The sequence below is a fragment of the Nocardioides sp. genome (genome assembly GCF_036401255.1).
GTDB lineage: Bacteria > Actinomycetota > Actinomycetes > Propionibacteriales > Nocardioidaceae > Nocardioides.
Map to the genome: position 1 here is coordinate 1 of NZ_DASWVI010000200.1, position 12,824 is coordinate 12,824.

Annotated in this window: 11 protein-coding genes and 1 riboswitch; of the genes, 7 read left to right on the forward strand and 4 right to left on the reverse strand. The window is 72.2% G+C overall.

Annotation, left to right across the window (positions count from 1 at the left end):
• Positions 1-116 precede the first annotated feature (116 nt).
• From VGD85_RS09490 to VGD85_RS09515, 6 genes are all read left to right on the forward strand, one after another.
• Positions 117-647: an FHA domain-containing protein gene (locus tag VGD85_RS09490; RefSeq protein WP_331063209.1), complete on the forward strand. Its 531-nt coding sequence runs from the start codon at positions 117-119 to the stop codon at positions 645-647.
• 59 nt (positions 648-706) lie between these two features.
• A complete protein-coding gene (locus VGD85_RS09495; RefSeq protein ID WP_331063210.1) occupies positions 707-1,405 on the forward strand; it encodes a MerR family transcriptional regulator in 699 nt (232 codons plus the stop codon).
• A gap of 75 nt (positions 1,406-1,480) precedes the next feature.
• Positions 1,481-1,921, forward strand: coding sequence for a bifunctional nuclease family protein (locus VGD85_RS09500; RefSeq protein ID WP_414690789.1), 441 nt, complete (start codon positions 1,481-1,483; stop codon positions 1,919-1,921).
• 740 nt (positions 1,922-2,661) lie between these two features.
• Positions 2,662-3,258, forward strand: coding sequence for a MerR family transcriptional regulator (locus VGD85_RS09505; RefSeq protein WP_331063211.1), 597 nt, complete (start codon positions 2,662-2,664; stop codon positions 3,256-3,258).
• A 96-nt stretch (positions 3,259-3,354) separates the two neighbouring features.
• Positions 3,355-3,456: riboswitch (glycine riboswitch) on the forward strand.
• A 67-nt stretch (positions 3,457-3,523) separates the two neighbouring features.
• Positions 3,524-6,424: an aminomethyl-transferring glycine dehydrogenase gene (gene gcvP / locus VGD85_RS09510; RefSeq protein WP_331063212.1), complete on the forward strand. Its 2,901-nt coding sequence runs from the start codon at positions 3,524-3,526 to the stop codon at positions 6,422-6,424.
• A complete protein-coding gene (locus tag VGD85_RS09515; RefSeq protein WP_331063213.1) occupies positions 6,421-7,776 on the forward strand; it encodes a serine hydrolase domain-containing protein in 1,356 nt (451 codons plus the stop codon). Before gcvP ends, VGD85_RS09515 begins: the two co-directional genes overlap by 4 nt.
• A gap of 19 nt (positions 7,777-7,795) precedes the next feature.
• Here the strand turns inward: VGD85_RS09515 and VGD85_RS09520 are convergent, their stop codons facing one another.
• The 3 genes from VGD85_RS09520 to VGD85_RS09530 form a co-directional block, all read right to left on the reverse strand.
• The gene (locus tag VGD85_RS09520; RefSeq protein WP_331063214.1) at positions 7,796-8,329 is read right to left on the reverse strand and encodes a hypothetical protein; all 534 of its coding nucleotides are present in this window, start codon (positions 8,327-8,329) and stop codon (positions 7,796-7,798) included.
• Positions 8,330-8,418: 89 nt separating this feature from the next.
• Positions 8,419-9,813, reverse strand: a complete 1,395-nt coding sequence (locus VGD85_RS09525) for a metallopeptidase TldD-related protein (protein WP_331063215.1) — start codon at positions 9,811-9,813, stop codon at positions 8,419-8,421.
• On the reverse strand, positions 9,813-11,357 hold the full coding sequence (locus tag VGD85_RS09530) for a TldD/PmbA family protein (RefSeq protein WP_331063216.1): 1,545 nt from the start codon (positions 11,355-11,357) through the stop codon (positions 9,813-9,815). Before VGD85_RS09530 ends, VGD85_RS09525 begins: the two co-directional genes overlap by 1 nt.
• Before the next feature lie 57 nt (positions 11,358-11,414).
• On the opposite strand from VGD85_RS09530, the gene VGD85_RS09535 reads away from it, so the two are divergent.
• Complete coding sequence (locus VGD85_RS09535) at positions 11,415-12,101, forward strand: sulfotransferase (protein ID WP_331063217.1); 687 nt, start codon at positions 11,415-11,417, stop codon at positions 12,099-12,101.
• Here VGD85_RS09535 and VGD85_RS09540 read toward each other — a convergent pair.
• Positions 12,079-12,824: SbcC/MukB-like Walker B domain-containing protein (locus tag VGD85_RS09540; RefSeq protein ID WP_331063218.1), on the reverse strand; the 746-nt coding region annotated here is incomplete at its 5' end. The two genes, VGD85_RS09535 and VGD85_RS09540, sit on opposite strands and share 23 nt — an antisense overlap.

Here is a 12,824-nt window from a genome sequence, read left to right on the forward strand (position 1 = left end):
CCGGTCCTGAGCGGCTCTGATCGGTCTTGATCGGCCGGGTCGGGCTGATAGGTTCGGACCAACCGTCAACCTCAACCCGGCCCTGAGGGTTTGCCGCCCGACCGAAGGACAGACCGATGCCGTTCTGCACAGCGTGTGGCACGCAGAACCCCGACGACGCGCGCTTCTGCTCCCAGTGCGGCACCCGCCTGGTGACGGCCGCGCCCGCGGCCCCTGCTGCGACCAACGAGCCGTCGGGGGAGTCGACCGCGACGATCGCGATCGGGCTCGGCGCGGACAAGGTCGAGACCTCCGACCGCCAGCTCAACGCCGTCGACGCGGCCGCCGTGGACGCGCTCCCGGCCGGCCATGCGCTGCTGGTGGTGCAGCGCGGCCCGGGGGCCGGCAGCCGGTTCCTGCTGGACGCCGACGTCGTCAACGCCGGCCGGCATCCCGACAGCGAGATCTTCCTGGACGACGTCACCGTCTCCCGCCGGCATGCCGAGTTCCACCGGGCCGGCGAGTCGTTCACGGTGAGCGACGTCGGCAGCCTCAACGGCACCTACGTCAACCGCGACCGGATCGACCGGGTCCAGCTGACCGACGGTGACGAGGTGCAGATCGGCAAGTACCGCCTGGTGTTCTTCTCCGGGCACTCGAGCAGGTGACGCCGGAGGTGTCCGCGGTCTCGGGGGCATCGGGCGCGTCGTCGAGCGCGCGGGCCCGGATGAACATTGGGCAGGTGCTCGACCAGCTGCGTCCGGACTTCCCGGGCATCACCATCCCCAAGATCCGGTTCCTCGAGGACAAGGGACTGATCAAGCCCGAGCGGACCCCGGCCGGCTACCGGAAGTTCTCCCACGACGACGTCGAGCGGTTGCGCTATGTGCTGCGGATGCAGCGCGACCACTACCTGCCGCTGAAGGTGATCGGCGAGCACCTCGACGCCATCGACCGTGGCCTCGAGCCGCCGCCCATCGACCCCGTCGTACCGACCGTGCCCACGGTCGCGCTGGCCGCCGACGGGCTGCCGAGCCCGGCGTCGTTCAGCCGACGCGACAACGTGCGGCTCTCGCGGCGCGAGCTGGTCAAGATCGCCGGCATCACCGAGGAGCTGCTCGAGCAGCTCGAACAGTTCGGCCTCGTGGCGCCGCGCACGGGCACCGGCCACTACGACACCGACGCCCTCGTGATCGCCCAGACCGCGCGCGAGCTGGCCGACTTCGGTTTCGAGCCGCGCCACCTGCGGGCGTTCAAGACCGCCGCCGACCGCGAGGTCGGTCTCGTCGAGCAGGCCGTCGCCACGCAGAAGCGGGGCCGCGACGCCGCCGCGAAGGCCCGGGCCGAGGACACCGTCAGCGAGATCGCCGCCCTCTCCGTGCGTCTGCACGCGACGCTGGTCAAGACCGGCCTCCGCGCCACCTGAGGCGCCGATGGCCCGACCGGCCGGGGGTACTGTGGAGTGGTGCGCGAAGTCGATGTCATGGGAGTCAGGGTGGAGATGCCCTCGAACCAGCCGATCGTGCTGCTGCGCGAGGTGTCGGGCGAGCGCTACCTCCCCATCTGGATCGGAGCCGTGGAGGCGACGGCGATCGCCTTCGCCCAGCAGGGCGTGGTCCCGCCACGGCCGCTGACGCACGACCTGATGAAGGACGTGCTCGAGGCCACCGGCAACGAGCTCACCGAGGTGCAGATCACCGACGTCAAGGACGGTGTCTTCTTCGCGACCCTGGTCTTCGGCTCCGGGGCCGAGGTGAGCGCCCGGCCCTCGGACTCCATCGCCCTGGCGCTGCGCACCGGCACCCGCATCGTGTGCGCCGAGGAGGTCCTCGACGAGGCCGGCCTCGCCGTCCCCGCCGAGCAGGAGGACGAGGTGGAGAAGTTCCGCGAGTTCCTCGACCAGGTCACCCCCGAGGACTTCGACGCCCCCACCGAGCCCTGAGCGCCTCTTCTCCCCCCGGCTGTTCCAGCGCGTCGTTCGAGCGCGTCGTTCGAGGGCGTCGTTCGAAGGCGCAGTCGCGGTGCCGTTCCAGTGCCGTTTCGGTGCGCGTCCGGGTGCCGGAATCTTCTGTCGTTTGGTCACCAACCGCATGGACTCGGCGGGAAATGCTGTCGTTGGTGACCAAACGGCAGGCCCACTGGAGGGCTGGCGCTCGGTCGTGGCGGTCGAGACGACCCAGTTGCGGGCCGCCCTCGGGGTCGGTCGAGGTTGCCCGGGGCCCGGCGGTGCCGCTGCCGGCTGTCCGGATGGTGTCGTTTGGTCACCAACCGCAACGACATCTCGCGAGCTGATGTCGTTGGTGACCAAACGGCAAGGGGCCGAGTCCGCGGCCCGGGGCGCGACCCAGGCGGATCGGACCTCCCCGCCGGGTCCTCGACCCGCCCGATCACGCCGCGCGAGGTGCTGCGGTTTGGTCACCAACGACGACCATGCGGCCCGAAGAGATGTCGTTGGTGACCAAACCGCAACCGCCAGCAGCCGCCGGCGACGCCGAACCATCATCCTCAGGTAGAGCTTGAGTGTTGCGACACGCCGCGGGCTTCTTTGACGGGTCTGCGGCGGGGGCCTACCTTGAAGTGTCTCTGTTGTAACTTCCACCGTGTGGTGCCCCGGCTCGACCGGTCCGCGCGGCACCTTCCCCCCGGCAGTTACGCACAACGGAGTAGCCCACGGAGGACCGTGTGAACGAGAACGAGCAGCAGTCGGAGCAGGCCGAGGCCGCCCTCGCCGCCCACGCCGCGGAGGAGCAGGGACTGCTCTTCACCGACGACGTCTCGCCGCTGCCCAGTGACACGGGATACCGCGGTCCGACGGCCTGCAACGCGGCCGGGATCACCTATCGCCAGCTCGACTACTGGGCACGCACCGGGCTGATCGAGCCCACGGTGCGCGGCGCCAAGGGCTCCGGCTCGCAGCGGCTCTACTCCTTCCAGGACATCTTGCTGCTCAAGGTCGTCAAGCGACTCCTCGACGCCGGCATCTCGCTTCAGCAGATCCGCACTGCGGTCCAGCACCTGCGAGCCCGCGGCACCGATGACCTGACTCGCGTGACCCTGATGAGCGACGGTGTCTCGGTCTACGAGTGCACCAGCAACGACGAGATCATCGACCTGCTGCAGGGTGGCCAGGGCGTGTTCGGCATCGCCATCGGCGGCGTCTGGCAGGAGATCGAGGGCACGCTGGCCGAGCTGCCCAGCGAGCGCACCGCGGAGTCCGATGCCGAGCCGACGCCGGGCGACGAGCTCGCCGCCCGCCGCGCGGCCCGCAAGACCGGCTGACCCACCCACTGTCACCTCGACCCGCCCGGAAACTTCGGGCGGGTCGACGCCATTTCGAGGCGTTCCGGGGGCGTCGCGGTAGATTGGGAGGGCTGACACTCCCGCGCGGGAGAGTCCCCGGCACCAGCACGACCGCCGGGGCGCCGAAGGGGCAATTCCTCCCCGGAACCTCTCAGGCTTCAGGACCGCGCGGGTCAGGCACTCTGGAGCGCCACCCGGCGGTGTGACAGAGGGGGAGGCACCCGATCGCCTTCGAGGAGCCCCGATGTCAGACCACCGCCCGCTCACCGAGCTCGACGACGCCGTCCCGTTCGCCGACCGCCACATCGGCCTGCGTCCGGAGGACGTGGCCGTGATGCTCGACCGGCTCGGGTTCGACTCCCTGGACGCCCTGATGGCGGCCGCCGTGCCCGGCGGCATTCGCTCGGCCGACCAGCTCGACCTGCCCGCGCCGATCAGCGAGGAGGCCACCGCCCGCGAGCTGCGCGCGATCGCCGCGGCCAACCGCCCCGGCGAGGCGATGATCGGCCTGGGCTACCACGCGACCACGACGCCGCCGGTGATCCGCCGCAACGTGCTCGAGGACCCGAGCTGGTACACCGCCTACACGCCGTACCAGCCGGAGATCTCCCAGGGCCGTCTCGAGGCGCTGCTGAACTTCCAGACGGTGATCGGCGACCTGTCCGGCCTGCCGACCGCCAACGCGTCGCTGCTGGACGAGGGGACCGCCGCAGCCGAGGCGATGACGCTGGTACGCCGGGCGAAGCGGTCCGCGCAGGGCCCGTTCGTCGTGGACGCCGACGCGCTGCCCCAGACGATCGAGGTCGTCCGCACCCGCGCCCAGGGCCTCGGCATCGACGTCGTGGTCGCCGACCTCGCCGACGGCCTGCCCGCGGCCGTCTTGGAGTCCGGCCTCTCCGGTGTGCTCGTGCAGTACCCCGGCGCGTCCGGGCGCGTGCTCGACCCGCGGCGCGTGATCGAGCAGGCCCACGAGCACGACGCCCTCGCCGTGGTCGCCGCCGACCTGCTCGCCCTCACGGTCCTGGAGGCCCCCGGGACGCTCGGCGCGGACGTCGTGGTCGGCTCGAGCCAGCGCTTCGGCGTCCCGCTGTTCTACGGCGGCCCGCACGCGGGCTACATGGCGGTCGCCGCCGGCCTCGAGCGGCACCTGCCCGGTCGGCTGGTCGGGGTGTCCGTCGACGCCGAAGGCCGCCCGGCGTACCGGCTCGCGCTGCAGACCCGTGAGCAGCACATCCGCCGCGACAAGGCGACCTCCAACATCTGCACCGCGCAGGTGCTGCTGGCCGTGGTGGCCTCGATGTACGCCGTCTACCACGGCCCGGACGGGCTGCGCTCGATCGCTGCCCGCACGCACCGCTACGCCGCGGTGCTCGCGGCGGCCCTGGGGCAGGGCGGCTTCCCGGTCGTCCACGAGGACTTCTTCGACACGCTGACGGTGCGGGCTCCCGGCCGCGCCGCCGACGTGGTGGCCGCGGCCCGGGCGCTGGGTGTGCAGCTGCGGCTGGTCGACGCCGACCACGTCGGCCTCAGCACCTCGGAGTGCACGACGCGGTCGACGCTGACCAGCGTGCTCAAGGCGTTCGGGGTCTCGACCGACTCCGCCGGCGGCGGCGTCGACCTCGAGGCCCTCGACGCGACGACCGGCGACGCGCTGCCCGAGTCGCTGCGGCGCACCACGGCGTACCTCACCCACGAGGTCTTCTCCAGCTACCACAGCGAGACCGCGATGCTGCGCTACCTGCGCCGGCTCTCGGCCCGCGACTACGCGCTCGACCGCGGGATGATCCCGCTGGGCTCGTGCACCATGACGCTCAACGCGACCACCGAGATGGAGCCGATCTCGCTGCCCGGCTTCGCCGACCTGCACCCGTTCGCGCCCGCCGAGGACGCCTCGGGCTACCGGCAGCTTGTCACCCAGCTCGAGACCTGGCTCGCCGAGGTGACCGGCTACGACTCGGTGTCGATCCAGCCCAACGCCGGGTCGCAGGGAGAGCTCGCCGGGCTGCTCGCGATCCGCGCCTACCACCGGGCCAACGGCGGTGAGGGTCGCAACGTCTGCCTGATCCCGTCGTCCGCACACGGCACCAACGCCGCCTCCGCCGTGCTGTCCGGGATGCGGGTCGTGGTCGTGAAGTCCGGTCCCGGCGGCGAGGTCGATCTCGCGGACCTGCGCGCCCAGTGCGCCGCGCACGCCGACGACCTCGCCGCGATCATGGTGACCTACCCGTCCACCCACGGCGCGTACGAGGAGACGATCACGGAGCTGTGCGAGATCGTGCACGCGCACGGCGGTCAGGTGTACGTCGACGGGGCGAACCTGAACGCACTGCTGGGCTACGCCAAGCCAGGCGAGTTCGGCGGCGACGTGTCCCACCTGAACCTGCACAAGACGTTCTGCATCCCGCACGGCGGCGGCGGGCCCGGTGTCGGTCCGGTCGCGGTGCGTGCCCACCTCGCGCCGTACCTGCCCTCCCACCCGATGCATCCCGAGGAGGCCAGGCGCTCGGGGATCGGGCCGGTGAGCTCGGCGCCGTACGGCTCGGCGGGCATCCTGCCGATCTCGTGGGCCTACATCCGGCTGATGGGCGCCGCGGGCCTGACCCGCGCGACCGCCGCGGCGGTGCTGTCGGCCAACTACGTCGCCGCCCGGCTCGGTGAGCACTACCCGGTGCTCTACCGCGGCCACGGCGGGCTGGTGGCCCACGAGTGCATCCTCGACCTGCGTGGCCTGACCAAGGACACCGGCGTCAGCGTCGACGACGTCGCCAAGCGGCTGATCGACTATGGCTTCCACGCCCCGACGATGTCGTTCCCGGTCGCTGGCACGCTGATGGTCGAGCCCACGGAGTCCGAGGACCTGGGCGAGCTCGACCGGTTCATCGACGCGATGATCGCGATCAAGGGCGAGATCGACCGGGTCGCGGCGGGGGAGTGGACCCCGGAGGAGTCGCCGCTGCGTGGTGCGCCGCACACGTCGCGGGCGCTGGTCGGCGAGTGGGACCGCGCGTACTCGCGCGAGCTGGCGGTCTTCCCGACCGGGATCGATCCGGACAAGTACTGGCCGCCGGTGGCGCGCATCGACCAGGCGTACGGCGACCGGCACCTGGTGTGCGCCTGCCCGCCTCTGGAAGCATTCGCGGAGTGACGAAGGACCCGGTCGCCCCCTCCACGTCCCGCCGCCTGCTCGCCGTCCTGGCCCGGGCGCAGTCTCGAGGGCGGCTCCCGTCGGTGGTGGCCGGGCTGGTGCGCGACGGCGAGCCGGTGTGGTTCGGCTCGTACGGCGGTCCGGCCGTGACCGGCCACGACCCGCTCGACGTGCAGTACCGGATCGGATCGATCACCAAGACGATGACCGCGGTGCTCGTGCTGCAGCTCGAGCGCGACCGCCGCGTCGCTCTGGACGACCCGGCGTCGGCGGTGCTCACCGAGCTCGCCGGTCATCCGTACGCCGACCAGAGCCTGCGCACGCTGCTCGCGCACGACGCGGGTCTGCAGTCCGAGCCGGCCGGTTCGTGGTGGGAGCGGACGCCGGGCGGATCGTTCGTCGACCTGATGGCCGCCAACGACGGCACAGGTGCGGCGTTCGGCGCGCACGAGCGGTTCCACTACTCGAACCTGGGCTACGCGGTCCTCGGCGAAGTGGCGGCACGCGTGCTCGGCACCACCTGGTGGGAAGCGGTTCGCGCGCGTGTGCTGGAGCCGCTGGGCATGACGCGCACGGCGTACCTCCCCGAGGGTGCGGCCGCCCAGGGCCGGTCGGTGCACCCCTACGACGGGACACTGCTCGACGAGCCGGCCACCGACAACGGGGCGATGGCGCCGGCGGGCCAGCTGTGGGCGACGATCACCGACCTCGCGACGTACGCCGCGTTCCTCGGTCAGGGGCATCCGGACGTGCTCTCGGCCGATGCGCTGGCGCGGGCATTCGCTCCCCAGTCGGGCAGCCCCGAGGACGGGCTGCGGTCCGCACACGGCCTCGGGTTCCAACTGTTCGCGGGCGGGTCCGGCACGCTGGCCGGGCACACCGGCTCGATGCCCGGGTTCCTCGCGACGGTGCTCGTGGACCGGCGCCGCCGCACCGGCGGCGTGGTGCTCGCGAACGCGACGACCGGGTTCTCGCCGGCCGAGTGCGTGATCGGGCTGCTCGAGGAGCTCGAGCGGTGCGAGCCGACCCTCGCCGAGCCGTGGCGCCCGACCGAGAGCGTGCCGGCCGAGCTGGCCGGCGTACCCGGCGTGTGGCACTGGGGCAACACGCCGGTGGTGTTCGCGATGGAGGGCGAGGAGCTCGTGGGTCTGCGCAACGGCGTCGAGGCCTACCGGTTCGTCGTGCGCGACGGCCGAGTCGTCGGGCGCACCGGCTACCACGCCGGCGAGGAGCTCCACGTCGTGCGCCGACCCGACGGCTCCGTGGGACATCTGGAGGCCGCGACGTTCGTGTACACGCGCACGCCCTACGACCCGGAGGCCCCCATCCCCGGGGGCGCTCCGGGCCGTTAGTGCCGCTGCTGCGCCGCGGTCAGTCGACCGCGGACTCCTTGGTGACCCGGAGGTCGTAGCGGAAGGCCGGGGCGCACGTGAGGCCTGCGCTCGCGCCCTTCCAGGTCAGGGTCAGGTCGGTCTTCAGTCGGCGGTGGAAGCCGTCGATGGTGATGTGCTGGCCGGCGTCGTCGTGCTCCTCGTGCACGGCGATGCGGTCGCCGACCTTGCGGGCCGTCCCCGCGATGACCGCCCGGCTGCCTCCGACCGCGAGGGTGCCGCGGACCTTGCGGCCGGTGCGGAAGTCCTGGTCGGTGTCGCGGCTGCCACCGACCTGGTGGCCGTCGTCGCCGACGAGGATCTGGATGGTGTTCCGCACGGTGTCGTTCTCGTAGAGGCTCGCGTAGACCGGGCGGTCCTTGATCGTGCCGGTGCACTCGATGACGATGCCGCGCTCGCGGGTGGTGGTCGGCTCGGCGGCGGACGCCGGTGTGCTCAGGCCGATCAGGCCCGAGGTCGCGACGACGGCGAGAGCGCCGGTGACGGCGCCGGTGAGGGCGGGGGTGCTGCGCATGGGTGTGCCTTGCTTCCTGTGTGTCGAGTCTGGTTCTGGGTCGAACACAGGAGATACGCCGGACCGAGCGGTCCGGTTGCATCGGATCTTCAGCGCGCCTGCGAGACGCTGGACATGTTGAAGTCGGGCACCCGCAGGGCCGGCATCGCGGTGCGGGAGAAGTAGTCGTCGCCCCACTCCCGGCTGAACGCCGGCAGGGTCGCGGAGGCGTGGGTGAACCGGTTGAGCAGATCCACCGGGCTCTCGTTGAACCGGAAGTTGTTGACCGCTCCGGTGATCTCGCCGCCCTCGACGAGGTAGACGCCATCGCGGGTGATGCCGGTCAGCAGCAGCGTCTGCGGGTCGACCTCGCGGATGTACCACAGGCAGGTCAGCAGCAGCCCGCGGTCGGTGCCGGCGACCAGGTCCTCGATCGAGCCGGAGCCGCCGTCGACGGACAGCACGAGGTTGTCGATCGCCGGCGTCACCGGCTGCCCGGTCATCGTGGCGGAGTGCCGGGTCTGGAGGAGGGCCGCCAGCCGGCCGTCGCGGATCCAGTCGGTGCGCTCGAGCGGCAGCCCGTTGTCGAAGACCGACGTCTCGTTGCTCGAGCTCGCGGCCACGGCGAACGGCTCGCACTCCAGGCCGGAGTACGCCGGGTCCGAGAAGAGGTTAACCCCCGGCTTGGCCAGCGGCTCGCCGATCCGGGTGCCACCACCACGCCGGCTGTAGACCGACTGGCCCTCGAACGCGGTGCGCGCCCCGGCGTACCAGTAGGCGTCGATCATCAGGTCGGCGACCGCGGTCGGCGGCAGGATCGTGTCGTAGCGACCGGCCGGGAGGTCCACCTGGCGCTCGGCCCAGCCCAGCCGGCGCGCGAGCTCGGCGTCGATCGCGAGCGGGTCGACGTCACTGAAGTCGCGGGTGGCGGCGCCGACCCAGGCGCTCCGGGTCAGGTCGGCCGACTTCGCGGTGCAGCCGACGTGCCCGGTCGGCTGCACGTGCCGCAGCCGCAGCCCGGTCGTCGAGCCGAGGTAGGTCGTCGTCGACTCGTGGTTGACGAACCCGTACAGCACCCGGCCCTCGGCGCCGGCCCGGCCGAACGCCTCGCCGAGCGCCGGAGCGACCGCGTCGTAGACGTGCACGTCCGTTGGCACGGGCGGCTCGTCCCAGTCCGGACTGACCGCGTCGCGCACCAGGTCGTTGGCGTCCTCGGCCGGTGCAGCCGCACGGGCCGCGGCGTCCGCGGCCTCCACCAGCGCCGTCACCCCGGCCTGGGTGGTGGCGCTCCCGGTCATCGAGCCCGTCGCCACCCCGTCGGCCGACCGGACGAAGGAGATGACCGTGACCTCGACGCCCTGCATGACGCCGTTGGTGGTGAGGGTGTTGTTGGCCCAGCGCAGGTTGGCACTGGTCTTGTCGTTGACGATCACGACGCAGTCGTCGGCGACCGAGGCCGCGACCGCCTGGTCGACGAAGGACTGGGGGGAGACGGGAGTGCTCATCAGTGGCCGGCCTCGTCGGTGGTGTTGAGGATGCGGACGTCGCGGAACAGCGCGGTGGGACAGCCGTGACTGACGCTCGCGACCTGGCCGGGTTGGGCCTTGCCGCAGTTGAAGGCGCCCCCCAGCACATAGGTCTGCGGGCCGCCGACCGCCTCCATCGAGCCCCAGAAGTCGGTCGTCGTGGCCTGGTAGGCCGCGTCGCGCACCTGGCCGGCCAGCTCGCCGTCGACGATCCGGAAGAACCGTTGCCCGGTGAACTGGAAGTTGAACCGCTGCATGTCGATGCTCCACGACTTGTCACCCACGATGTAGAGCCCGCGCTCGACGCGGCGGATCAGGTCCTCGGTCGACGGCCCGTCGGGCGCCGGCTGCAGCGAGACGTTGGCCATCCGCTGGATGGGGATGTGGCCGGGGGAGTCGGCGTACGCGCAGCCGTTGGAGCGGCCACCCGGGAAGTCGGGCCCGGCGAGGTCCGGGTACATCCGGCCCATCGCCCGGTCGAGCTGGTAGCCGACCAGGACACCGTCCTCGACGATGTCCCACCGCTGGGTCTGCACCCCTTCGTCGTCGTAGCCGATCGTCGCGAGCCCGTGCGGCTCGGTGCGGTCACCGGTCACGTTCATGACCGGAGACCCGTACCGCAGCGTGCCGAGCTGGTCGGGCGTCGCGAACGACGTCCCGGCGTAGTTGGCCTCGTAGCCGAGCGCCCGGTCGAGCTCCGTCGCGTGGCCGATCGACTCGTGGATTGTCAGCCACAGGTTCGACGGATGGATCACCAGGTCGTAGCGGCCCGGATCGACGCTCGGTGCCGCGAGCTTCTCGGCCAGCAGCTCGGGAACCTCGGCCAGTTCGGCGTCCCAGTCCCAGCTGTCGGGGCCGCCGGCTCCCTGGTCCAGGTACTCCCACCCGCGGCCCACGGGCGGGGCGATGCTCGCCATCGAGTCGAACACCTCGCCCGCGGCACCCATCGCCTCGAAGCCGGGGTGCAGCCGGACCCGCTGCTGGGTGGTGCGGGTGCCGGCCAGATCCGCGTAGTACTTGTTCTCCTGGACCTGCAGCAGGTGCGCCGCGGCGTGGTCGACGGCGGGGTGCGCGCGCAGCCGGTCGGTCCAGTCGATCAGCACCTCGGCCTTGTCGCGCACCGGCACGTCGAGCGGGTTCACGGCGTACGCCGAGACCCACTCGACGTCGGCATGCACCGGCTCGTCGGCCAGCTCGACGGGGCGGCTGGTCATCTCGGCGGCCAGTCGGGCGACCGCGACCGCGGTCTCGGCGACGCGGACCGCCTCCTCCGTCGTGAGCACGACACCGGACGCGAATCCCCAGGCGCCGCGGTGCAGGACGCGCACCGCGAAGCCGAGGTCCTCGGTGTCGTTGGCGCCCTGGAGCACCCCGTCGCGGACCCCGAGGGTCTGGTAGCGGACCCGCTCGAAGCGGAAGTCGGCATGGCTGGCGCCGAGCTCCTGCGCCCGGCCGAGCGCGGCCTCACCCAGGCTGCGGTAGGGGAGCGCGCTGAAGGACGGGTCGACGCCGGGGACAGCCATGACGGCAACGTACCCGACGTCCGGCAGGGGCCTGCGGCTGCGATAGGGTCCGCAGCCATGGGCGCTCCTTCCTGGCTCGGCATCGGCGCGCAGCGCAGCGGCACCACGTGGTTCACCGCGCTGCTGTGCCAGCACCCCCAGGTCGACCTCGGCACCAACGACGTGAAGGAGCAGCAGCTCTTCCACCGGCTGGCGGACGGGCTGATCCCCGAGGCGGAGTACTTCGACCTGTTCCCCGACGACGGCATCCGCCGCGGCGAGTTCTCCCCGAGCTATCTGCGGCACCCGTCGATGGCGTCCGTCGTCGCCCGCACGATGCCGGAGGGCCCGATCGTCGTGCTGCTGCGCGACCCCGTCGAGCGCTACCGCTCGGCGATGCGGCTGGCCGCGTTCCGGGGACGGTCCTACCCGTACCCGGTGCCGCAGCAGCTGCAGGCGTGGGCCGGGATGTACGCCGACCAGCTCGATGCGTGGGCGCACTTCGTCGGCCGGGACCGGCTGCACGTGATGGTCTACGAGCAGGCGCGCACCGCCGCCCAGGCAGCGGTCGACGGTGTCTGGCGGGCGATGGGTCTCGAGCCCGTCGCGCTCGAGCACAGCGAGCGTCCGTCGGCGACGACCAGCAAGGCTCCCTGGGACTGGCCCGAGGGCACCCGCGAGATGCTCCAGGTGCTGTATCGGCCGCAGGCCCAGCGGTTGGCCGGGGACTGGGGCCTCGACGTCACCTCGTGGTCGCTGGACTGATCGCCAGCGTCGACCCCCGCCGGGACTTCGACACGACCAGCCGGGTCGGGATCCGGTCGCGCATCTCCGCGACGTGGCTGACCACGCCGACGACGCGGCCGCCGTCGCGCAGCGAGTCGAGGGTGTCCATCACGTCGTCGAGCGTGTCGGCGTCGAGCGCACCGAAGCCCTCGTCGACGAACAGCGTGTCGAGCTCGGCGCCGCCGGCCTCCTGAGTCACCACGTCGGCGAGCCCGAGCGCGAGGGCGAGCGAGACCACGAACGTCTCGCCGCCCGACAACGTCGCCGGGTCGCGGGCCTCGCCGGACCAGTCGTCACGCACCAGCAGGCTCAGTCCACCGCGGGTCTCACCGGCGCCGCGACGTCCCGTGTGCTCCAGGGAGAACCGCTGGTCGCTCATCCGGCCGAGCCGCTCGTTGGCGGCCGCGACGACCTGGGAGAGCCGGTAGGCGAGGACGTACGCCGAGAGCCGCATCTGCAACCGGTTGTCGGCGGCCTTGCCCTCGACGAAGCTGCACATCCGGGCGGTGAGCTCGAGCTCCTCGCGCAGCGGGCCCCAGTCGGCCAGCGCGGCGTCGAGCTCGGACACGAGGCGGGTGAGCCGCGAGGCGCGGGTCGCCCAGGCGGACTCGCGCGCGCGGGCCGCGCCGAGGGCGTCGAGGGTGTCGCGGTGCTCGCGCTCGAGCGCGTCGAGGTCGGGCAGCGGGGCCGCAGCGACCTCGT

Coding starts and splice junctions, on each gene's coding strand:
- gcvP (WP_331063212.1), top strand. CDS start 3,524: ATGTCAGACCACCGCCCGCTCACCGAGCTCGACGACGCCGTCCCGTTC.
- VGD85_RS09500 (WP_414690789.1), top strand. CDS start 1,481: ATGCCCTCGAACCAGCCGATCGTGCTGCTGCGCGAGGTGTCGGGCGAG.
- VGD85_RS09490 (WP_331063209.1), top strand. CDS start 117: ATGCCGTTCTGCACAGCGTGTGGCACGCAGAACCCCGACGACGCGCGC.
- VGD85_RS09520 (WP_331063214.1), bottom strand. CDS start 8,329: ATGCGCAGCACCCCCGCCCTCACCGGCGCCGTCACCGGCGCTCTCGCC.
- VGD85_RS09530 (WP_331063216.1), bottom strand. CDS start 11,357: ATGGCTGTCCCCGGCGTCGACCCGTCCTTCAGCGCGCTCCCCTACCGC.
- VGD85_RS09495 (WP_331063210.1), top strand. CDS start 707: ATGAACATTGGGCAGGTGCTCGACCAGCTGCGTCCGGACTTCCCGGGC.
- VGD85_RS09525 (WP_331063215.1), bottom strand. CDS start 9,813: ATGAGCACTCCCGTCTCCCCCCAGTCCTTCGTCGACCAGGCGGTCGCG.
- VGD85_RS09535 (WP_331063217.1), top strand. CDS start 11,415: ATGGGCGCTCCTTCCTGGCTCGGCATCGGCGCGCAGCGCAGCGGCACC.